The sequence below is a fragment of the Desulforamulus aeronauticus DSM 10349 genome (assembly GCF_900142375.1).
Lineage (GTDB): Bacteria > Bacillota > Desulfotomaculia > Desulfotomaculales > Desulfotomaculaceae > Desulfotomaculum > Desulfotomaculum aeronauticum.
The window spans coordinates 1-21,596 of sequence record NZ_FRAR01000038.1 but is presented as its reverse complement, the minus strand read 5'-3'; the positions used below and the strand labels follow the sequence as shown (position 1 = coordinate 21,596).

The 21,596-nt window shown below is 42.9% G+C and carries 22 protein-coding genes; 6 read left to right on the top strand and 16 right to left on the bottom strand.

Annotated features, from left to right (window positions below; translation table 11 throughout):
* Positions 1-102 precede the first annotated feature (102 nt).
* Complete coding sequence (locus BUA78_RS18845; protein ID WP_072917619.1) at positions 103-510, top strand: DUF2680 domain-containing protein; 408 nt, start codon at positions 103-105, stop codon at positions 508-510.
* Positions 511-681: 171 nt separating this feature from the next.
* Positions 682-3,111, top strand: coding sequence for a heavy metal translocating P-type ATPase (locus tag BUA78_RS18840; RefSeq protein ID WP_072917616.1), 2,430 nt, complete (start codon positions 682-684; stop codon positions 3,109-3,111).
* Positions 3,112-3,160: 49 nt separating this feature from the next.
* Here the strand turns inward: BUA78_RS18840 and BUA78_RS20515 are convergent, their stop codons facing one another.
* The 9 genes from BUA78_RS20515 to BUA78_RS18800 form a co-directional block, all read right to left on the bottom strand.
* Positions 3,161-3,742: a four-helix bundle copper-binding protein gene (locus BUA78_RS20515; protein ID WP_072917614.1), complete on the bottom strand. Its 582-nt coding sequence runs from the start codon at positions 3,740-3,742 to the stop codon at positions 3,161-3,163.
* A 183-nt stretch (positions 3,743-3,925) separates the two neighbouring features.
* Positions 3,926-5,020, bottom strand: coding sequence for a YVTN family beta-propeller repeat protein (locus tag BUA78_RS18830; protein WP_072915520.1), 1,095 nt, complete (start codon positions 5,018-5,020; stop codon positions 3,926-3,928).
* 206 nt (positions 5,021-5,226) lie between these two features.
* Positions 5,227-5,517 (bottom strand): CBS domain-containing protein, encoded by a 291-nt coding sequence (locus BUA78_RS20750; RefSeq protein ID WP_238456826.1) that lies wholly within the window; start codon positions 5,515-5,517, stop codon positions 5,227-5,229.
* Complete coding sequence (locus BUA78_RS20745; protein WP_238456827.1) at positions 5,505-5,687, bottom strand: hypothetical protein; 183 nt, start codon at positions 5,685-5,687, stop codon at positions 5,505-5,507. Before BUA78_RS20745 ends, BUA78_RS20750 begins: the two co-directional genes overlap by 13 nt.
* Before the next feature lie 402 nt (positions 5,688-6,089).
* Positions 6,090-6,686, bottom strand: coding sequence for a ferritin-like domain-containing protein (locus BUA78_RS18820; protein WP_072915523.1), 597 nt, complete (start codon positions 6,684-6,686; stop codon positions 6,090-6,092).
* Between the two features lie 222 nt (positions 6,687-6,908).
* A complete protein-coding gene (locus BUA78_RS18815; RefSeq protein WP_072915525.1) occupies positions 6,909-8,207 on the bottom strand; it encodes a phosphatase PAP2 family protein in 1,299 nt (432 codons plus the stop codon).
* The gene (locus BUA78_RS18810; protein ID WP_072915528.1) at positions 8,200-9,564 is read right to left on the bottom strand and encodes a sensor histidine kinase; all 1,365 of its coding nucleotides are present in this window, start codon (positions 9,562-9,564) and stop codon (positions 8,200-8,202) included. Before BUA78_RS18810 ends, BUA78_RS18815 begins: the two co-directional genes overlap by 8 nt.
* Positions 9,554-10,240, bottom strand: a complete 687-nt coding sequence (locus BUA78_RS18805) for a response regulator transcription factor (RefSeq protein ID WP_072915530.1) — start codon at positions 10,238-10,240, stop codon at positions 9,554-9,556. The genes BUA78_RS18810 and BUA78_RS18805 overlap by 11 nt, the downstream gene beginning before the upstream one ends.
* 211 nt (positions 10,241-10,451) lie before the next feature.
* The gene (locus tag BUA78_RS18800; protein WP_072915538.1) at positions 10,452-11,009 is read right to left on the bottom strand and encodes a hypothetical protein; all 558 of its coding nucleotides are present in this window, start codon (positions 11,007-11,009) and stop codon (positions 10,452-10,454) included.
* Positions 11,010-11,128: 119 nt separating this feature from the next.
* On the opposite strand from BUA78_RS18800, the gene BUA78_RS18795 reads away from it, so the two are divergent.
* From BUA78_RS18795 to BUA78_RS18780, 4 genes are all read left to right on the top strand, one after another.
* Positions 11,129-11,797 carry a response regulator transcription factor gene (locus tag BUA78_RS18795; protein WP_072915539.1) on the top strand — a complete coding sequence of 223 codons (669 nt, stop codon included), beginning with the start codon at positions 11,129-11,131 and terminating at the stop codon, positions 11,795-11,797.
* Positions 11,797-13,014 carry a sensor histidine kinase gene (locus BUA78_RS18790; RefSeq protein ID WP_072915541.1) on the top strand — a complete coding sequence of 406 codons (1,218 nt, stop codon included), beginning with the start codon at positions 11,797-11,799 and terminating at the stop codon, positions 13,012-13,014. The genes BUA78_RS18795 and BUA78_RS18790 overlap by 1 nt, the downstream gene beginning before the upstream one ends.
* Before the next feature lie 107 nt (positions 13,015-13,121).
* Positions 13,122-13,808, top strand: a complete 687-nt coding sequence (locus BUA78_RS18785) for a PepSY domain-containing protein (protein ID WP_072915542.1) — start codon at positions 13,122-13,124, stop codon at positions 13,806-13,808.
* A gap of 92 nt (positions 13,809-13,900) precedes the next feature.
* A complete protein-coding gene (locus BUA78_RS18780) occupies positions 13,901-15,421 on the top strand; it encodes a methyl-accepting chemotaxis protein (protein ID WP_072915544.1) in 1,521 nt (506 codons plus the stop codon).
* A gap of 155 nt (positions 15,422-15,576) precedes the next feature.
* Here the strand turns inward: BUA78_RS18780 and BUA78_RS20940 are convergent, their stop codons facing one another.
* The 7 genes from BUA78_RS20940 to BUA78_RS18750 all read right to left on the bottom strand — a co-directional run bounded on the left by BUA78_RS20940 (position 15,577) and on the right by BUA78_RS18750 (position 21,166).
* A complete protein-coding gene (locus BUA78_RS20940) occupies positions 15,577-15,711 on the bottom strand; it encodes a hypothetical protein (RefSeq protein WP_274377397.1) in 135 nt (44 codons plus the stop codon).
* A gap of 6 nt (positions 15,712-15,717) precedes the next feature.
* The gene (locus tag BUA78_RS18775) at positions 15,718-15,921 is read right to left on the bottom strand and encodes a hypothetical protein (RefSeq protein ID WP_175549027.1); all 204 of its coding nucleotides are present in this window, start codon (positions 15,919-15,921) and stop codon (positions 15,718-15,720) included.
* Between the two features lie 71 nt (positions 15,922-15,992).
* Positions 15,993-16,067 carry a hypothetical protein gene (locus BUA78_RS20740; RefSeq protein WP_238456831.1) on the bottom strand — a complete coding sequence of 25 codons (75 nt, stop codon included), beginning with the start codon at positions 16,065-16,067 and terminating at the stop codon, positions 15,993-15,995.
* Between the two features lie 122 nt (positions 16,068-16,189).
* Complete coding sequence (locus BUA78_RS18765; protein WP_139257390.1) at positions 16,190-17,368, bottom strand: hypothetical protein; 1,179 nt, start codon at positions 17,366-17,368, stop codon at positions 16,190-16,192.
* A 205-nt stretch (positions 17,369-17,573) separates the two neighbouring features.
* The gene (locus BUA78_RS18760) at positions 17,574-18,560 is read right to left on the bottom strand and encodes an AAA family ATPase (RefSeq protein ID WP_072915547.1); all 987 of its coding nucleotides are present in this window, start codon (positions 18,558-18,560) and stop codon (positions 17,574-17,576) included.
* A gap of 15 nt (positions 18,561-18,575) precedes the next feature.
* Positions 18,576-20,639, bottom strand: coding sequence for a hypothetical protein (locus BUA78_RS18755; protein ID WP_072915549.1), 2,064 nt, complete (start codon positions 20,637-20,639; stop codon positions 18,576-18,578).
* Positions 20,621-21,166, bottom strand: a complete 546-nt coding sequence (locus BUA78_RS18750; RefSeq protein ID WP_139257392.1) for a TnsA endonuclease N-terminal domain-containing protein — start codon at positions 21,164-21,166, stop codon at positions 20,621-20,623. Before BUA78_RS18750 ends, BUA78_RS18755 begins: the two co-directional genes overlap by 19 nt.
* Positions 21,167-21,596: the final 430 nt, after the last annotated feature.

Here is a 21,596-nt window from a genome sequence, read left to right as displayed (position 1 = left end):
GGTACCCCGTAGTGGGCCAATGTAGGTCTGCTATTCAAGATGGTCTAAGGCAAGACCTTAAGTTGCCAACAAAAATGATTAAAATAATTGGAGGAATGAATAATGAAACGTAAAATTATGTCTGGTATCCTGACTATCGCTTTAGGTGCTCTACTGGTTCCCGCCGCCTTTGCAGCAGTTGATAATGTGCAAGATAAGGCTACACCTAACGTAAACAACACCAATAACCAGCAGTTCTATAACCAAATGTTTGACCAGCATAAAACCTGGCTGGATCAAGCTGTGAAGGATGGTCAAATTACCGAAGAGCAGTCCCAAAACTGGAGTCAGCACTTTGATCAAATGAAAGAATTCCACAGCCAAAATGGCATGGGACCCATGATGAATGGTAACATGATGAACATGATGGGCAATGGTTCCGGGATGGGACCTGGTATGATGGGTAACTGGAACGGAAATGGCCCTGGTTCTGGTATGATGGGTAATTTCAGTGCACCGGCAAGCAAGTAATGCACGATAAAAATAAGCGCTTGTTAACGTAAATCACCCCCTCTTAATAAGTACAGCACGAACTCCTCCTGCTTGGATGTTCGTGCTGTTTCTTATTCATAATAAGAATTGCTCTTACAAGCTAATAATCTTTTACTAGGGGGTCAAACTAACCGAGAAAGGAAGTGAAGTATGAGTAAAATAAAAGAAACCACCATCAAGATTACAGGCATGACTTGTGCTGCCTGTTCTAGTCGAGTGGAACGGAGTTTAAAAAAACACCCTGGTATCCAGGCGGCGGCAGTGAATCTTGCCAATGAAACTGCCAGAATCACCTTTGATGCCGCCGTAACCAACCCCGATCAAGTACGCCAAGTCATTAAGGATACCGGTTATGGCCTTGTCCAAAGTCATGTGGATTTAAAACTCTCCGGTATGAGTTGTGCAGCCTGTGCCCAGCGTATCGAAAAGGTTTTAAATAAACTGGACGGGATACTCAAGGCGACGGTCAATTTTGCCACCGAGACTGCCAGCGTGGAATTTAACAGTTCCGATATCACCGTGTCCGAGATTAAGCGGGCAGTGATCGATGCCGGGTACAAGGCAGAAGAATTAGGCGATCGCAGCCCCACTGAGTTGGAGCAAGCGGAACGGGAAAGGGAAATCAAAAGGCAAAAGGGTCTGGTAATTTTTTCGTCAATTCTTTCACTGCCCCTGCTGGTATATATGTTTGTCATGCTCTTTAATGCCCACGCAGTGGTGCCGCCCATTATTATGAATCCTTATTTCCAATTCGCCCTAGCCACTCCCATTCAGTTTATTGCTGGGGCTAATTTCTATAAGGAAGCCTATGTGGCTTTAAAGGGGCGCAGTGCCAATATGTCGGTGCTGGTGGCCCTGGGTACCACTGCGGCCTACTTGTACAGTGTGGTTACCACCTTTTTCCCCCAGTGGGTCACACATCAGGAAGTTTACTATGAGACTTCGGCCATTATCATTACTCTAATTTTACTGGGCAAGACCCTGGAGACCATTGCCAAAGGGCGTACTTCCGAGGCCATTAAAAAATTACTGGATTTGCAAGCCAAGACCGCCACTGTTCTAAGGGGTGGTAAGGAAGTCCAAATTCCGGTGGAAGATGTACAAGTGGAAGACCTTGTTTTGGTAAAACCCGGCGAAAAAATTCCTGTAGATGGTGTCATCAAAGAAGGCTACTCCACGGTGGATGAGTCTATGCTGACCGGTGAAAGTGTACCTGTGGATAAGAAAATCGGGGACGAAGTCATTGGTGCCACCATCAATAAGCATGGCACTTTCACCTTTCAAGCCACGAAAGTGGGCAGGGATACTGCACTGGCCCAGATTGTTAAGATTGTGGAGCAAGCCCAAGGCTCTAAGGCACCCATTCAGCGGATGGCGGATATTATTTCTGGCTACTTTGTGCCCGTGGTGGTCGTGCTGGCCATTATTACAATGGCAGCTTGGTATTACGGAGCTGACCCCGGCAATTTTACTAGGGCACTCACCAATTTTACAGCGGTTTTGGTCATTGCCTGCCCCTGTGCTTTGGGTCTGGCCACCCCCACTTCGATTATGGTGGGTACCGGTAAAGGGGCTGAAAATGGCATCCTCATTAAAAGTGGAGAATATCTGGAAAAGGCCCATCAATTAAATGCCATTGTATTAGACAAAACCGGTACCATCACCAAGGGAGAACCTACTTTAACAGATACGGTGATCCTGGATAAAAGCTACAACGAAGAAACCCTTTTGAAGCAGGCCGCAGCGGTAGAAAAGCTTTCGGAACACCCCCTGGCCCAAGCCATTGTAAAGGCTGCAGAAGCGAAGGGACTCACCCTAGATAAACCAAACCATTTCGAGGCCATTCCAGGGCATGGGGTCAAGGGTACGTTGGGGGGAGAGCAGATATTACTAGGCACCCGCAAGCTGATGCAGGAAAATCAGATTGAGATGCAAGAGCACATCAAACAAGTTGAAAGGTTAGAGGAACAAGGCAAAACAGTGATGTTAATGGCCCTTGCTGGCAAACCAGCGGCTCTGATAGCGGTGGCAGACACTGTCAAGGAGCACTCCCAGGAAGCCATTGCAGAACTGCAAAAAATGGGCATTGAAGTTTGGATGATTACTGGTGATAATACTCGCACAGCTAGGGCCATTGCCCAACAGGTTGGTATTGACCATGTACTGGCAGAGGTATTGCCAGAAGACAAGGCTAGGGAAGTGGAAAGGTTACGCAACCAGGGTAAAACTGTGGGAATGGTTGGGGATGGTATTAACGATGCCCCCGCCTTGGTCACTGCGGATGTGGGCTTTGCCATCGGCACTGGCACTGATGTAGCCATTGAGGCAGCTGACATCACCTTGATGCGGGGGGATTTGCGAGGTCTAGTGGCCAGTATCAAACTATCTCGAGCCACCATCAAAAACATTAAGCAGAATCTTTTCTGGGCCTTGTTCTATAACACTGTGGGAATTCCGGTAGCTGCACTTGGTTTGTTAAACCCAGTAATCGCAGGGGCCGCAATGGCCTTAAGCTCTGTTTCTGTGGTTAGCAATGCTCTACGCTTAAGAAAGTTTCGGACTGAAATGTCTCCGGTATAATATAAATTGAGATATAATAAGCAGGGGGATCACCCCTGCTTTTTCACGACTATTTCTTCTCTTCTTTTTTCTCCTTCTTGTCTTCCTTGCTTTCTGTCTCAGTTTGAACGGAGTAGGCATCCATACCCATGACGGGTCCCATTCCCATGCCAGGTCCCATTCCCATGCCAGGCCCCATTCCCATGCCAGGCCCCATTCCCATGCCAGGCCCCATTCCGGGGTAGCCAGGTACCGGGCATTCAGAACCAGGGCAAGCACCGGGGTGGTGACCAGGACTTGCTGAAGCCGCAAAGGCTCTACATACTTCCGCACAATGACAACAAACACGACCACAGTATTGAGACTCCTGATCCGGGTGCCTTAAGCAATGATTTCCACATACTTCACAAACCTGTGCACAAAGAGCTGCCATTTCCCTGGCAAAGGTACTACACCGGGCTATCAGTTTCGCAGTTAAGGTACAAACGTCAGCGCAGTCATGTAGTAATTGCAATTGCTGCGTACGCATGTGAACATCTTGTCTTCCCAGAATGACGGTATGGGTATACTCACATACCACTTCACAGTGTTGTACAGCAGGCAATACCATTTGACTAGTTGGCTGAACCGGATGTTGATTGCGGTAAAACATGATTCATTCCCCTTTCTGAAGGGTTTAACTGATGCAGTTTAAGATTCGCACCAACCCTTAATGCCATAATATTCCATGTACAAATAAAGTGTTACAAATTGAATGCCAAAGAATACCCTATAAAAAAGAACCGGCAACAAAATGCCAGTTCTTGCTATGATTTACCCTAACACACCTATTACCCTATTGTTTTTTAAAGGTGATGCCGTTTGGCCCTTTGCCTACTTGAATGTTCTTGACCACTTCATTTTTATTTGTATCAATTACGGAAACCGTATTTTCATAGATATTGGTGATATAAGCAAACTTCCCGTCGGGGGATACCACCACTCCGTGGGCCCCTTTGCCGGTTTCTAAGGTTTTAACTACCGCCATCTTTTGGACATCGATGACACTCACTCGGTTATCTGGATCTTCTTTGGTTCCCTGGTTGGCCACGTAAACATATTTATTATCCGGGGTTACAAAGAGCTGGATTGGTACTTTTCCCACAGGTATGGTCATGGTTTTCTTCCAGGTGCCAGTGTCCACCATTGCTACGGCATTTTCCGCCGTTAAGGAGACATACAATTGTTTTCCATCTGGGTCGAAGGCCACCTGGGCGGGTTTATTACCTACCTTCACCTGAGTGACTTTCTTGGTAGTTGTATCAATAACCGATACGGTGTCTTCCTTCAAGTTGGCCACAGCCACCACCTTGCCATCCGGCGAAGGGCGCAAACCGTGGGGGCCCATGCCTACTTGTACCGTTGACTTTACCTTGTAGGTGGCGGTATCAATAACACTAACATTATTGTCCACCCCATTGGTTACATAGGCTTCCTTGCCATCCGGCGTTAAAATAACATGGGCAGGCCCATTGCCAATGGTAATTTTCTGAGTGACTTCATTGGTTGAAGTGTCAATCACCCATACTTGCCCGGCCATGCCCGTTGCCCCATGCTCCATACCAGACATGGCTTCCATACCTGGTTGTACCACTGCCACCCATACTTCTTTCCCATTGGGCGATATTTGCACATTATGGGGCATACTCTTGACCTCAACGGATTTCACTACTTTATTTTCCGTTGTATCAATTACACTGACGGTATTACCATCCTCATCGGCTGTGTAAATACGGCCAGCCGGATAAGATACTTCCGCTGCTTTCTGTGGTGCCGGTGTTTCTTGCTTTTTCTCCTGGGTTTGAGGTGCCTCTTTCGCACAACCAACCAAAGTTATGATGAATAGGGTAAGTAAAATGAAGATAGCATTGAATTTCTTAAGATTGTACAATGACAAGCCCCCTTTCACAGAAAATTATGCTACAAAAATACAAGCTTTATGCAAAGCAAACAGCTATTGGCTAATCAATATAATACCTGGGTATATTTACCTATGTAATTTTTTACCCAAAATGGGTAATCTAATTCTGCCTTCGAGGCATATAAAACTACTCTCCGTTAGAGAACCCAGTCCTTATTAGACTGGGTTCTAAAAAATTACAACAACATCCCTATTACCCCAAAAACATCAATGGTACGGATAATACCAATTAGCTTTCCTTTTTCTAATACTGGCAAAGAATTAACCTTTTTGGTTAAAAACAAATCCACCGCTCTGTATAGGTCATCCTCGACATCCACAAACACAATTTTAGTGGCCCGCATTACACTCTTAACGGGCATATTGGAGCCAGAAGAACTAACCGAGTAAATCCATAAATAACTCTCTGGCAAATCATACTTGGTTAGCACTGCTTTAAGAATATTTCGCAGGGTTACGATCCCCACCAGTTCATTTTTTTATTGGTCACCAGCAAAGAACGGTGACCCACAATACCACCGTTTTCATCCTTGTAGAAGGACTTTTTCAAGACCTTGATGGCCTCTCGAACCAATGAGTTTTCATCTACCACCGAATACTCAGAAATGGGAACCATAATTTCTCGTATGGAAATCATGTCAAGTCACCCTTTACTACACAGTAACCAGAGAGTTTCTTACCAATAATGGCTGTTTTACAACCTGCGGTGCTGCTTTTTGAATAGGAATGAAATCGTGGCATACGGTTGGAAGCACTGTCACATCAGTAATAATAATATATTCCAACTGGTGGGAAAATTACCTTGCTGTTACAGAACCCAGTCTCTATTTGACTGGGTTCTGCTAATTCATTATTTATTTCGATAGATTTTCTGAATGATGAACGCCTAACTAAAAAAAGAAAATGCAGCAACATATGATCAACACAAAAAACAGGAACAGTAAAAAGCAACAGCAAACGGGCAGCCAGTTGTGTCCTCCTAAGCCCTCAATTTGGTTAGTCATCGTGCAACGGCCCCCTTTCTAGTATCAATGCTTCACTAATAACCGTTACCTCTCACGCAATTTAACGAATAGAGATAGTTCCATTTTGTTGCGTGTTTCAACTCATCGGTATAAATTTCTGTAATCATATTCCGATAGGGTAAGAATTCCAAGCCAAATAAAATCTTGCGATATCTTTCTACGGCGGACAATTCTCCAAATAAAGCCCGGACAAGTCCATCACAATAGCTTTGAGGTTGTTGAAAGGGTTCCTCCTGGGCTGGTAGTATGTCTTGCCCGGTTAATTCCCAATACAACTCCCTAAGCATTTTGTTATGTTTGATTTCATCATCCCGAATGGCTGCGATAATTTCCTTTTGACCCGGCGGTGCCACATTGAGCATGTAGGTATAAAACAATTCATCCTCCCGCTCCCCGCCAACGGATTGAACTATTAAGTTTAACGCTTCGGGATAGGCGTATTGTGCCACAAACATATAGGTCGGGTAGTACTTATAATTTACACAGGGATATCCCGGATAGGGTGGTTGTAAAGGATTCGCTCCTGGGCCGCAGGAGGGACAAAAATAGTTGGCAGCATTGGTTTTAATGGGGCCATTCTCCTGACTTTTTGTCTTAATATCCTCTGTCATTGGCAAAACCTCCTCTTGTTTATTCCATATTATGTAATTTAATTAGAAAGGTTCCAGCATTTAACATATCATTTCCGCTACTATATAGTTAATTAAAAAAAGAGGCAAATCAAATGCCTCCTTTTTAGCTGATATTATTAAATTCCTAATCTTCCTGGGTGGCAAGCTTTATACAAAAGACATCTCAGCACGTTACTGACTGCCCAAAAAGCAACAGAAAAGCTATCCTTTATCAGCATCTGCTTTGTAATACCGAATGGCCTGCAACCCCAGAATGCAACCTACCAACCAGAAGCCACCCGCAGCAAAGCCTGCCAGCACGTCACTGGGATAATGGACCCCCAGGTAAATACGGCTGATTCCGATGGCCACTGCCAATAGGACAAGGGTGCAGGTTAGCAGGTAGCGCAGGAGCGGTTGACGAAGGTTAATCCAGGCCAGATAGGCCAGCAGACCAAAGACAGTCATGGAAACCATCGCATGCCCGCTGGGGAAGCTGTAGCCAGTGGCCTCCACCAGGCGAGCAACATTCGGCCTGTCTCGCCGAAAAATCCATTTCAACAATTCATTGAGGCTGTAACTGCCAATTAACGCAACTGGCACCATCAGGGCATCCCAAAAATGTCGTTTTACCCACCAAAGCAGTAGTGCTGCCACCAGGGCTACTCCAATCATGACCGTTGACGAGCCTATGGTACTAAGTCCCTTCATTACCTCCGTGGTAAGGGGGCTGTCCAGCCGATGAACCAAATCAATCACTGCATTATCAAACCATTTTAGTTCATTCTCCAACAGTTCACTGGCCAATTTGGCAAAGAGGAGCATACTGCCGATTCCCAGCACTGAACCCACCAGCAGGTAGTTACCAAAGGCACCCAGGGGGGACATCTTTTCGTTGTAATATCGTTCCAAACGTTCCCGTAACTTTACCCAAAAACCATTTAAATACTGCATGGTTTTGGTATGTCGTAAAACAAAATAGAGCAACAGTATCACCAGGGACAGACCGATGGTCAGTATTTCTAAATAACTGCTTAAAAAATGCTTGGCAGCCGACCCCAGATAGAAAATCAGTAAGCCTTCCAGGAAAAAACGGGCACTTCGGCTGAGAATAGACGCCACCACAAATACCGTTTTTTGAATCTGAAAGACCCCTGCCCCAATGGTAAATACCTTGTAGGGGATGGGTGTAAAGCCAGCAATGGCAACAGCCCAACCACCGTAGCGTTGAAATAGCGACTCAATCTGGGCCACTCGCTTGGCAGGCACCCAGCGGTCTAGTAGAGGCCGACCTGCCTTAGCCCCAATAAAGTAGCCGAAGATACCACCCAATACCGAAGCCACCGAGGTAATCAGGGCGTACCACAGGGCTAGCTTGGGCTGGCTTAAGGACATAGCAATCAGTAAAATATCCGGTGGCACTGGAAAAAAGGAAGACTCTGCAAAGGACATCAAAAACAAACCCACTGTGCCGTAAATTTGAAAAAACGCTACGGAGCTCTGAAACAACTGGCTAAGCACCCTTTATCCCCCCTGGTACCTTTGTATTGGGTAATTCTATAGTAAATACCGTGCCGCTTCCCGGTGTACTGGCCAACCAAAGAACTCCCCCCTGCCGTTCCACCAGGGTTCGGGCAATGCTAAGCCCTAGCCCCGCTCCCCCCAGCTCTCTGCTACGGGATTTATCCACCCGGTAAAAGCGATCAAAGAGTTGGGGCTGATCTTCCAGGGGAATACCTACACCGTTATCCCTTACTTCGATCAAAGTTTTCGCCAACTCCTGCCGTGCCACAATCTCCACCAACGAAGCATTGGCATATTTAACGGCGTTGTCTAACAAAATTTTGAGGACCTGCTTCAGTCGGTAAGGGTCAAACAGTACTTGCATTTCCTCGGGAATTTGACTTTGAAACTGCATCTCGGGTGCCAAAGTCGTAAATGCCTGAAGGCTTTCCTCCGCAACTGGCTTTAATTGCACCCACTGGTTATCCCAGGAAGGGATTCTTTCCAACACAGATATCTCTAATAATTCATTGGCTAAATGCCGCAGGTGCTCGATTTCTTGATGAATGGTTTGAAAAAATTCCGCCTTCGTGGCTGCGTCCAATTCCCTTCTCTCCAGGGTTGAGATAAACCCTTCTAGAACCGTCAGGGGTGTCCGCAGTTCGTGGGATGCGTTATCAATAAATAGCTTTTGTTGTTCAATGGAGTTGTTTACTCTTTTTAATAGATAATTAAAGGTTTCTGCTAACTCATAAATTTCATCCTTCGAGCGTGGCAGTGGCAAACCCTCGGATAATTGTGTAAGTTCCTTTTGCTTTACGCTGCGGATTAAAGCATGTACCGGAGACAAGGCCAGCCGTGATACCATATAGCCACTGACCGTGGCCACTATTAAAAAAACGCCACTGATCATGGCAAGCAAAGACCAAACCTTCTCCATCACATCACTAAAGTACTCGTTTTCTGAAAGAATCTCCAGGCTATAGGCATGGCCCCCTACATCTAGCTGCCTTCTCTGTATATAGAGGGAATCTCCTTCCTTGCGAAAGACTTGGAAATTCCCTTTACGATCTAGGGGAAAGTCATACTCAGCGGATTCAAAATCGTCTTCCCCTGCGGCCACAATTTGTTGCTTTCCATCTAAAATGCGGATTTGCTGGTGTGGCTGCAGAAAGGTTTTGAGGGTATTGCCAGAAGGTAGCTGGCCTGTTTCAACCATGTTCTTTTCTAATAAGCTGAGCTGAATTGTGAGGATTCGCTGCTCATAGACCGTATCAAAATTACTCAGGACAAAGTAAAGGACCACGGACAATACTAGAATGGCCAGGAGAGAAAAGAGTGAAGCAATTAGCGTAAGTCTCCACTTAATTTTCAAGGCTTCTCTCCTCCAGCACATAGCCTACACCACGGACGGTGTGAATAAGCTTGGTTTCCTGGGCAAATTCAATTTTGTTTCTTAGGTAACGGACATATACATCCACCACATTGGAATCGTAATAATCATAGCCCCAAACCTGCTGTAATAATTGATCCCGGCTGAGAACGGTCCGTTGATTTTCCGCAAAATATTGCAGCAGATTAAATTCCCTGGGGGTCAGCTCGATTTTTCTCTCATTCCGGGTTACTTCTCTGGTTCGCAAATTGATGGTTAGATCCGCTATTTTGATCGAGATGTCGTCTGGCACGGGAAGTTTATTTTCTCGAAAGTAAACCCTTACCCGGGCCAGCAGTTCTTCGATGGAAAAGGGTTTGGTGATATAATCATTGGCCCCGGAATCCAGCCCGGCAATTTTATCCGGCACCGCTGCCCGAGCAGTTAACATCAGGATGGGCGTGTTTTTGACCTGTCGAATCCTACGGCAGACCTCCAGGCCGCTTAATTCCGGCAGCATAATATCCAAAAGGATCAGATCCCAGGCTTCCTCCACCGCTTTCTTTAATCCTTCCCTGCCAGTATAAGCAGATGCCACCTCATAACCTTCCAGGGTTAGTTCCATTGTGACAAACCGTTGGATATTCTTATCATCTTCGATTACTAAAATTCTTCCCATTCCAATATCCCTCTCCTGTTTATTGGCTCTTTTCATTATAGCCAATACAGCAATGCTGAAACATTAGAAAACTCTCATTTTTCAGGTTAATATAGCTGTACTATCAAAGGTGCGTCTGTGAACTCAAGTGATTTAAATAAAAATGCAGTAGCTGAACGAAAAAGCCAAGCCCGGTACCATAATAGCACCGGGCTTGGCTTTTTTTCTAACATTAACTGTTTACAGGAGCAGCGGCACTGGATTGTGTTTCAGAACCTCTAGTTTTCAACATTTGGATAACCACCTGATTTAAAGCGTCTGCTTTAGGGCTCTGCGTACCTTTGAGGTCTGCTTCTCCCTTAAACTCATGCTCCCTCTCGTCATCATGTCTGTCTTTGCCATCCTTTTTCACCCTAACATCACGATGGTCCTGCTTATTCTGTTCTGACACTGCTTGGTATTGGTCGGGGGTTAGGGTTTGGTAAATTTGTTTAGCTAAATCGGTTCTGGAAGTGGCGTCCGAGGTAGTGGATATTTTCTCTACCAGTGGCAAGAGAGTCTTTGCTTGGTCCGGGGAAAGCTTCAGTGTTTCCTGCTTTTCAAGATAGAGTAAATCTTCTACGGCCTCCCGACTAGCCTGCAGACTCACCCTTTCGGTCTTTGCTGCAGCAGCTTGCTGATCGAAATAATACTCTGCCCCTGCACTTCCCGTCGCCCCTATGACCAGGATGGCGGCCAATGTTAGGTACCACTTTTTGTTGATCTTTTTAAGTTTTTCAAATAATTGCATGTTACCTCTCCTTTCCTTTTCCTCAGTATAAACAGCAAAACTTAAAATTCCCTTTGAAAAAACTACTATTTAAAGGTGATTTAAAGGAATTTGTTATATCATAAGCATGGGGTGATGTGATGAGACTACTATTGGTGGAAGATGAAAAAAGGTTAGCGGATGCTCTAACCTATATTTTAAAGAAAAATAATTACGGCGTGGATACAGCCTACGATGGGGAAACCGGCCAGGCTATGGCCGAGACCGGCGTATATGATGTCATTATTCTGGATCGGATGTTGCCCTACAAAGAGGGTGTGGAAATCGTCAAGGCTTTACGCACGCAGGGTATTAGCACCCCAGTGCTCTTATTAACGGCCAAAGATTCCGTGGAAAATCGCATCGAAGGGCTGGATGCCGGGGCTGATGATTATCTGATCAAGCCCTTTTCCACCGGGGAGTTACTGGCCAGGGTGCGGGCTTTGGGCAGAAGAAAGCTTGCTCAACTGGGAGGCGAAAAAATTGAGGCCTATGGCTTGACGTTGGACCCACTCCGCTGCGAGCTAACCAAAGGTGAAGAAGTCATCAAACTCACTTTAAAGGAGTCCTTGCTCTTGGAGCTTCTGATGCGCAATGTCGGCCAGGTGATTACCAAAGAACAAATCCTGGATCGGGTATGGGGCCTAGACTCAGATGTAGAAATCAGCAATGTAGAAACTTATGTCCATTACCTGCGTAAGAAGTTAACTTTTTCGGAGGTTTCCATTGGAACGATTCGAGGTGTTGGCTATTGTTTAAAGGGGATCTAATGTTTCGCAACCTTCGCTTAAAGCTTACTTTGATCAACATCTTGATCATGGGCATTCTTTTGCTGCTGTTTATCCTGGGCACCTATTTTCTGATGGAGCGGCAGATTATCAAGCAGTCCGAAGGGGTCCTGCGGAACCTAGTGGCAGCCATCGAGTCTGGTTCAGCGGATCGGTTAGCGGAATTTGACCGTACAGAATATTTTTATGTAACCACCAACCAATCGGGTATCATCCTTAAGACTTATTTTGCTAGGTCGGATCTAGATCAGAGAAAGTATAGTGAAATTGTGCAAAAAATAGTTTCTGGCAAAAGAGACAAGGGTGATTTTGACTGGCACGATCATTCCTATAGCTTTTTAAGGGTTCCCCTGCAAAAAGGGTCGGGATTTTTGGTGGTCTTTGTTAGCATTGAGCGGGATATGGAAATCCTGGGCTTTCTTTTAGCAGCCCTGGCCATTGCCGGTTTGGTCTGTCTGGCATTGGCATTTTATAGCAGTCTGTTTCTGGCGGATAAGGCGCTGGTCCCCATAAAAAAATCCTGGCAGAGGCAGAGGGATTTTGTGGCTGATGCTTCCCACGAGCTGCGTACCCCTCTGGCGGTGATGCAAACAAACCTGGAATTAGTGCTGGGAAATCCCAAGGAAACGGTGGAGGAACAAGCAGTCTGGTTAGAAAATATTGGCACAGAAGTCACCCACATGGCCAAGTTGGTGGATGATTTGCTTTTCTTAGCCAGAGTGGACTCGGAACAGCAGTTACTGGAACTCAGTCGGTTCTCCCTGGACAGGGCCATTGGCGAAGTCATTAGACCGTTGCTTCCCTTAGCCGCGGCTAAAGGCATACAGTTGAAGCAAGAAATCGAGGCAGACGTGGATTTTAGTGGGGATGAAAAAAGAATCAAACAGCTGGTTGTTATCTTAATTGACAACGCCCTGAAGCACACCCCTGCTGGCGGTGAAGTTACCCTAGCGTTAAGAACCCGTGGCACCTGCCTGGAGCTTCTGGTAAAGGATACCGGAGTGGGCATGGCCTCCGAGCATTTAAGCAAGATTTTTGAACGTTTTTACCGCATCGACAACGCCCGCTCCAACAACCTGGAAGGCACCGGCCTTGGGCTCTCCATCGCAGATTGGATTGTGAAAAGCCACCACGGCTCCATCCAGGTAAAGAGCTCTCCTGGCAAAGGAACCTCTTTTCTTGTTACTTTGCCATTATAAAGTGAGCTAGATGAGAAAACTCTCATTTTTCTCCCCCTGTTTCTCCGAGTATTCTCAGAAACCCCTGCTAGAATGAAGGAGAATCAAAAAACAGGAGGTCATCCATAATGAACAAAAAAATGTTAGGTACCATTGCCGGTTTAGGTCTCGTTGCTTCCAGTATGCTTGGTGGCATTGCTTATGCTGATAAGGGCATGGGACAAGCTAATTTGTCCGAGCAAAATGCCCAGGCCATTGCCCAGAAGGCACACCCCGGAGCAAGCATTCTGAATGTCGAGCAGGAAAAGGAAGCTGGTAAAGTGATCTTTTCCGTAGACTTGGCCGACCAGACCCAAAAGTACGAGGTTACCATAAATTCCGTTGATGGTAAAATTCTGCAAGACAAGGCTGAAAAGTTGGCATACCGCTCCAGTGTTCTGGTACAGGAAGCAGCCGGTCAGGAGTTAAACGACCAGGAAGAATCCAAATTACTCCTGTCCCTCACTAAAATCAACCTGACCGATGCCATCAATAATGCCTTAACCGCTTTCCCAGGCCAAGTTGTGAAGGCTGAACTGGAGGAGGAAGATGGTCAACTAATCTACTCCGTAGATGTTCTCACCAGCGCTGGTCTGCAGGAGGTTGTTGTAGATCCTGGTAATGGCAAGGTGCTGTATAACGAATTAGAGTCAGCGGATAAGGAAGATACTGATATCCAAGATAATGACAGCCAAGATAACGATAGCCACGACCAGGACACCGAACAAAGCTCCAATGAGCAAGGCGACCAGGAAGATGATGATGATCAAGACTAGCCTAATCGGTTAAAACAGTACGCATAGGCTATCATTTCTTGCCGAAATGATAGCCTATGCTTCATTTTACATATAACAAGGAGACCGCTACCATGAAGTCCCTAAGCAAAAAAATCCCCCTCTTATTGGGCGTTACATTGGCTATCATTTTTCTTCTAGTGGGCTACTACACCTGGCAACAGGGCAAGGAAGAAATTGATACAATGGCCCAGGAACAGGCCCAAAGTATCGTGACTGCTTTAGATGCCAGTATTGGCTCGGCCGACCGCATGGCCGACCACCTTTGGCTGCAGGGTTTAGTGAAACGGCTGGCCACCAGAGGCATTGTAGAAGAAATTAGCTTGCATGAAGCAAATCATAACTATGAGGTAACAGCTAGTTCCGACCCTAAAAAAGTTGGTGAAAAGGCCGATCCGGAGGACATTGCTGCTGCGAAGAAAGACCAAGTGGTGATGCTTGAGACGGTAGAAAACGGTCAACGGATCATGGATATTACCGCTCCTCTCCATGAGGGCAACCAGTTAATTGGCTCAGCTGGCATTAAAATTAGTATGGCCTCCGTGGCACGCAAAACTTCAGCGATTATCAGAGCCACCTTTATTACCATGACCCTGGGCTGGATTGTATCGATTCTTTTTCTTTCCTGGCTGATTTTAAAATTAGTGGTTAAGCCTGTTCAGAATTTAAGCCTGCTGGCCGATCACGTTGCAGCTGGTAATCTAACCGTAGGGGATATTCATCTTAAGGGACACCCAGATGAAATAGGCCGTTTAGCACAGTCCTTTAGTAAAATGAAAAACAGCTTAAAGGATATTATGAGTCAGCAAGTTGGCATGTCTAAAGCCCTCACAACCTCTGCCCTGGAGCTTACACAGCAGGTCAGGTATATTAAAGAAGGGGCAACCAGAAATGAAACCGTTTCCGAGGAAATTTTATCTACAGTGGTTCAGGTGGCTCAGGATGCTAATCAAGTTTCCTCAACTGCCGAGGAGGTTTCTCAAAGTGCCAATCGAGGCATGCAAAATATGGAGCAGGTGAATCAACAGATGGACGCCATAATTCAGTCCAGCGAAGAAACGGTTCGAGTCATTGGTGATCTAAATAAAACCCTAGGGAAGGTAAATCAAATTGTGGTGGTTATTCAAGAGATTACCGAACGAACCAACATCCTAGCCCTAAATGCCACCATTGAGGCCGCTCGGGCCGGTGAGCATGGCTATGGTTTTAGCGTAGTAGCTGAAGAAGTTAAGCGGTTAGCAGAGCAATCGTCCACAGCAGCCGGGGAAATTGACCAATTGATCGCAAGGGTTCGCCTGGATTCCCAAAAAGGGTTAGAAACCATAATGGGTGGCAATACCCGGGTAAAAGCTGGAGTCACGGTTATGCGAGAAGTGGGTCAAGATTTTCAAAATATTATCCAACTGATGGATCAAGTGGTCACACAGTTTCAAAGTTTAGCGGCAGCTGTTAAGCAAATCCCTGAAGGAGTCGAAAACATTGTCGACAGCACCAGGGAGCAGACCGCCGCATTAGAGAATGTGGCCTCTGCTTCTGTGCATCTTTCACAAATATCAAATGAGATCGATCGGGCAACGGAAAAATTTAAAATTTGACATACGACGGATCACTTCCGAAATATAAACACGAACCTCTTTTGAAAGGATGTTCGTGTTTTATATTATCGGTCATACGCATAGAACGTTAATTCCCCCTACGCCAGCTTTTACCAGGGTATCTATTCTAGAACCTTTTTATCCTCACCATCATGTTAGTTTCTTTCATTTCCATCGGTCACCTGCGGCAGCGTGCCTTTTAGGGTATTTCCCTGGGTCTGACACCCTGCCTTTCCTCCGGGTCCTGGCCTTCGTGCCAGCCCACGCTGGCTGGTCTTCTGGGTCGGCACAAAGGCTCACAGGTCGGCAGACATTGGGGGTGGGGCAGCGGTAGCGCTATTCACCAGTACTGGTTTTCCAACTGGCAGGTGAAGGATTTCAAGCCTACTGACTAACTCCCCTTGAATGAGCAACCTACCACAACATCGGCAAGCCAGCTCTCCTTCTGTAAAGTGGGGCGATAGCTGCTGGCCGGGTTTAGCTTTCTTAGCTACTTCCACTGCTCCCTCCTAGAGGTTATCGATCAATTCGTTAATCTCTTTCATGTCCATTTGCCGGGCGATGGTGATACTTAAGAGGTTAATACTTTTTTGCAATTCCCGAATGGTGGTTCCAGGCGGAGTAGCAGGTAACCCACCACCACCATTGGGAAACCATAGTTCGAGGCTAGTCTAAAAAGTTCCTCCATTGCTTTTCCCTTCTTTATTGTATATTCCGCCGTGTCAGAGCCACCCATTAGCTCATTTTAGCCCGGAATGTTGTTGGTGATCATTCAAGCTGATCTAGATTTGGACTATACACTACAGTGTCAAAGTTCCCTTTTGGAGATTTCTTCAATAAATAAACAGGTCTACCCAATTCTTTTGTTAAATCATCAAAGTAGACAAGAATTCTGTTTTCTTTTTGTACATAAGATTGACAACGCTTATAAAGTTTAAGGAATGCCCATGCTAAAACGTTATTAATTGTTAGCTGGGCAGTATTATAATCTATATCCCCTTCAACAAATTGTTTTTGAATACTATATATATATCCTATACAGTTTTTGTCAGGTATGTAAGAACCTTCATCTATTTCTTCCGGGGGCCAATTTTCAGGTTTTTTATCAATGCGATAAAATCTATCTTTCTTTTCAACTATACATCTGAAATAGACATAACTGAACGGTTCTAATATAATTTCTTCAGTTCCCCAGGTTGTAATATTATGTAAATATCTCTGGTGTTTTTTATTGATAATTTGTTTTCTTATAAATCTGCAAACCGATTTATATATTTTCCAATAACAATCATTTATATCTATGTATTGACTCTCATTTAGTCGAGCCGAAAACTTATTGCGGCCAGTTTTTACATTAAAATATATTATATTAGAACCAACTTTAGAGAAATAACTATTCACTGCCCAACTAGAACTCTTATCAATAACTAATTCATTGTCAAGCAACAATATATTATGAATAAAGAATGAAGTTGTTTTTGAAGCTATACGGTCTTCAAAAGAGGAGGGGTTTTTTATGTTTTTAACATTTGATAAGGGTCCAAAACAATTTAAGCAGATGTTTGTACACTCTTCCATTGAATCAATGCTTAACTTATTAATAGCTTTAATGTTATAATTATTTATTATATATGGAATAGGTTTTTTGCAAGTGGGACATACTGAATGTAATTTTTCGTTATGAATCAAGCAATTCTTAACAGATTTAGTCTGAAAATAGGTATAGTGATGCCCCATTGACATACAAATTGGGCAATACCTAAGATTATGATCTGTGTAGTTATTTAAAAAATTTGATTGAAATTCCCTCACTGGTCTATATCTTCCTAAATAATAGTTATTTTCCTCTAGATATTCTAATATTGGGGCATAACTACTATTCCTTATTATTTCCAAGTCAAAATTAAGTCTTTCAAAAAATGCAATATTTCTAGTGCCTATTTTCAAGCACATCTCCTCTTCAAAAGGATCTTTTGCATTTAGTATTAGTTTTCTAAGATCCCTAACATTCCACATGTTTGAAAACGCTAATTTTATGATTATATTTCTTAGAGATTCCCCATTTTTTACCCATGCATTATTCCATGTAATTGAACTTTGATTACTGCTAGATGGACTTATCAACTTAAAGAACATTTATTGCTTCACTACCTTACCCTTGGAGTCCTAGTTCTGCCTGAATATAACCAGATTGCCTTATGGATTCTTCAAGCATACTGTGATTAATCCATTCGGATGGCTTTTTACTGTGCAGTCCGTATTCCTTGAAGAGATACTCAATCGTACTAGTGAGATATTTCATGGGTATCTCAGGTTTTCCACTTAACTTTACTTCAATTCTTTTATTAGTAAAAATATTGAACATTTTTTCAGAGAATGTACTAATTCTATGCCCAGTACTAAAAGCCTCCGGAAAGAAGTAATTTGTAAAAGAAATATTACTCCCTTCTGGATATTCAGTCAATTCATCGTAGCCTTCGAGTAATTCTTTAATATCTTCTTCAGTTCTGATACCACTAAATGCATACTCTCTTACCATGAATCTACCAACTATCTGTTGGCGTTCTTGCTCAATAAAAGTACTTCTACGGTGTCGTAATTCTTTTTGACCCACCAAAAGGTAGAACACGTAATACCCCTTAGATTCTAACGCATTATAGATATCCATAAGCCAATAATAGTGAGGTTCAAGAAGATGTTGGGCTTCATCAATAAACAAAACCATCATACCCTTTTGACTTTTATCAATTTCATTAGAAAGATGGTTTATTAACCTTCTCCTTTTTTCATCGGAGTTTCCTTTACTTATCAGGTCATGTCCTGAAGAAGCTAGCAAATCTTCATAAAATCTTTTTTCTCTTGCATACTGCTGCCATGTTTGGTTTATGGTGAAAATTGGAATATCACCATAGCCATCCTGTAAATATACCTTTAGAGCCCTCAATGCAAAAGTTTTTCCTAAACGTGGTCGTCCGTATATTATTGCACCTGTGTCTTTTTTATCAATACAGGCAGATATATTCTGGATAACTTCATTGACAGGAGGAGTTGATAGGATATATCTTTTGGTATTAATCGGATGAAGTTTAGGGTCTAGTAAATCTATATTGATTCCGTTTAAAATGCTTGGTTTTACCAATCGAATCTCACCTCTTTAAAATACTATTGCTTTTTTCAACAATCTTAACTTAGGTGTATTAACCGAATTATTATCACCGTTGTCTATTTTGTTAAAGTTTGTTTCATTTGATCTCTCACTTGCTTCATCTTTTGTAATATTATTTTCTGTATTTGCTTTTTTGGATTTATTATTAGCGTTAGTGGGGGTTAGGTTGTCTTCATGGACAATATTATCATAGTCTCCAGATTCTTCCGCACCTCTTATTAAAGTGACCAATGCATTAGCGGAAGCTCTATCTTTTTTGCTTTTCTCGCGTAGAAAATTTTGATATATTATAATAGGGTCATCATTTGAAAGGTAATGTAGTTGTTTTTCATTATATAGCTGTATTATAGTTTCTCTAGTTTTTAAACTGTGTTTAGTTCTCCCCCACCCACCTACAGCATATAATTCTCCAAGTTCTGCGCCACTAGGTAAATATGCACGAATTCTTCTTACATCGTCAATATCAATCTCCAGACTCAAGGTTTTGCCAATTAGATCTGGGGAATCAGCTAATATTGAACTGGTATATCTTGCGTTCTTCCAATTAATATAAGGTCTTCTGCCTTGCTTAATATTACCTACGACTTTTCTCTTATCAGTCATTGTGAAAAACCTAAGATTATCTCTCTCAGATTCAGGCAATATTCTTATCTCAAATCTGGGTTCCTCAGATTCATACGGTGTTAATCTTTGTTTTAAAGTCTCAAGTGGGGAATGCCAATACAGTTCAGAATGGGGCTCTCCATTATAATTTGCTATAACTACATCTGATAGTTCTTCCAATTCATCGTGGGTTATTTTATATTGTAAAGCCATTTTTTCGGGATTCTGTCTTCTTATATCACTTGTTGAAGATCCTGTAGTGCTTGGCAACCTATGACCAAAACTTTCCTCCAACGTTCGGTAAAAGGTCTCTTGTATTGATCTAAATTCCGGCGTTTCAACAGGACCTCTAATTACGGATGAATATAAGTAGTTTTCTAATCTGTCTACAACGATCTGAGAAATATTTGATTTTGCATTATCATAACTTATCTCATCCCATAGGCCCCAAGCACATTCTTTAATATCCGATGGCATGCCAGCATCTTTATTATATGTAAGCCCAGGTATTTGAAGTTCCTTTTTTTTCCACGGAACTATTGCATTTTGAATGCACCTTAACACATCTTCAGATGTGTAATTTTCGTGAAAGGAAATGTATTTACCCAATATGCACCGTGTTGCAGTATCTATAATAGTTAAAATCCATAGTCTTTTTAATAATTGAGTTTGAGTATCTCCGTTGGGTAATTTGAAAATTACCATCATTAAGTAATCTATTCTATGAGCGTCAAATTCCACTCTATGATATGGACGGTCAACATAGTACCTCTCTTCTTGCGGTACATTTCGGGCTAGTCTTCCAGCTCTTTCTCCATAACGTGATTTGGCAGCAGTTGCGAAATGTCGTTCTTCAAGAAGTTTACAAAAAGTTCTTAATGAACTCCACGCGATTTTTTTAGTATTAAAAGGATACATATGACTCTCAATACCAAGCGCCCGGCATTTATCCCTAAACCTTCTGTGCATAACCTTAAAACTAATTCTATTCTCTAAAAGAAGTTCAGGATCTTTGTGCTTTTTAATTCCGAGCCATTCTTTTTTTATATAATCTTCTAATTCTGGATAAGAGTCTAATAGGTTTCTAAATGCACCTGACAGGCCTCCATATTTCGAATGCGGTTTGCATTCTGATAAATCTTTGCTTTTTCTCTCTTTAACAGTTGTGTTTGGTATTAATGCACGATATCCCCAAATATCCCCATCTGGATGTTCCATTAAACATCTATTTACGAGTGTACTTAGCCATCTTCTGGAGATCCCGTGTATTGTAGCAATATCCTCCACTTTCCTTTTTCCCTGGAGATAATCATCAACAGCACTTTTTCTATTTAAATAAATTTCCCTTTCCTTTTCTGGTAATGAATCAGGAAAAACTTGTTTCCAAACGGAAGTATCTATTCTGTCAATGCTCATTAAAGCTTTAGAAGTTACTCTTGGTTTTGGCACAATCTAACCTCCGTTCTAGGTCCCAGTGGTTGATTATCTAAATCTGCTTGAAGTCTTCTTTTGTAAAGCAGGTAATATACGGCGTATTTAAGCGATTCTTCATTATAATTGATATTCTTGTATAATTTATAAATGCTGAGTTGCTCGAATTTCATCAACTCTTTAAGAACTAGCTTTTCAGCTTCTTTGCAACGTCTTTCATCCCTACCAAATGGTATTAAAAACCTCAAATTAGTAATGAGTAGTCGTTTATCTCTAATATTTTCATCTGTAAAGACTTCGTGATTGTAAGAGTTTCTAGAGCAGTATTCTTTTTGTGCCGATATTTGCCGGAGTGCTTTTCCAAATTTTTTTGAGGAAGGTTGTAGATCAGCAGAGTATTTTATTTCACGATACACTTCTGTTCCATCTGCATATAACAACCAATAATCAATGATAGATTCAACCAACTCCCCATTCACGACTCCCTGTATTCTTTCGCACTGTTCACAAAAATCAATTATTTGGGGAGCGGTTTCTACTAACACAAAATGATCTCTTTCCAGTGAACTGTATGAACGAACAATTCTTTTTAACTTTGGACTATAGTCTTCATATATGGTACTCCCATACTTACCTCTTGGGGGTATCCAAACAGGGATCTTTCGGCTCATTCAATACCTCTCAAATTTTGTTTTTCGACTTGATATGACTTTTTATATGCTATTTCGACTTTCAATTATACAGACGTTAAAATTATCCAAAATGTTCATAACTTATTGGAATTTTTTATAAAACTCTGTTTTAATACCAAACATATGGGAATAAATTTACTTATTTTTTACGCTATGGGAACATATTAAGTTATTCGGTTTTATAAGAAATATATTCTCATATAAAAACTAAAAAATCCTCAACCCTTGATATTGCAGGGCTGAGAACTTTCGTAAACGGGAACGGTTTTACTAATATGATGTA